Origin of the sequence: Carboxylicivirga linearis, assembly GCF_018271995.1 — a bacterium.
GTDB classification, from domain to species: Bacteria; Bacteroidota; Bacteroidia; order Bacteroidales; family Marinilabiliaceae; genus Carboxylicivirga; species Carboxylicivirga linearis.
On the sequence record NZ_JAGUCO010000156.1, the window covers coordinates 1 to 401 of the forward strand.

At 39.2% G+C, this 401-nt stretch carries 1 protein-coding gene; it reads right to left on the reverse strand.

Translation table 11 applies throughout. The features are described from left to right. Positions 1–359, reverse strand: a 359-nt coding sequence (locus KEM10_RS25270; RefSeq protein WP_212221054.1) for a hypothetical protein, incomplete at its 3' end; no start/stop codon positions are given. Positions 360–401: the final 42 nt, after the last annotated feature.

Below are 401 nucleotides of genomic sequence, written 5' to 3' on the forward strand. Positions count from 1 at the left end.
TTAAAAGCCTTGTAACCTGATAAGCTACCTGATTTTAAAATGTAACTCGATGCCAGGAATGAAATGGGTGCCGGAGTGGAATATTGCTGCATCAACACACTCATGCTTGTACGCATGGATAGGTTAACCTGTGATTGATATAGGGCTACAATATCAAGGTACTTTTCGTAAGTGGTTAGCGAACTATCGTGTGCTATCTCTCTTGCGTTAAGGATTATTGCCAGTTCAGTAAATTCTTTCACCAAGTTTTTATTGGCAATACCGAAGCTTTTGGCAATGCTTTCAATAGTGGTTTTAGAGTGCTTACGTCCGCCTTTTAAATCCTCACGAATCCTTGATATGTAGCCCTTTTTATCCATGAACAAACCAGAACTACATGATTGTGTGAGCCAAATAGAAAA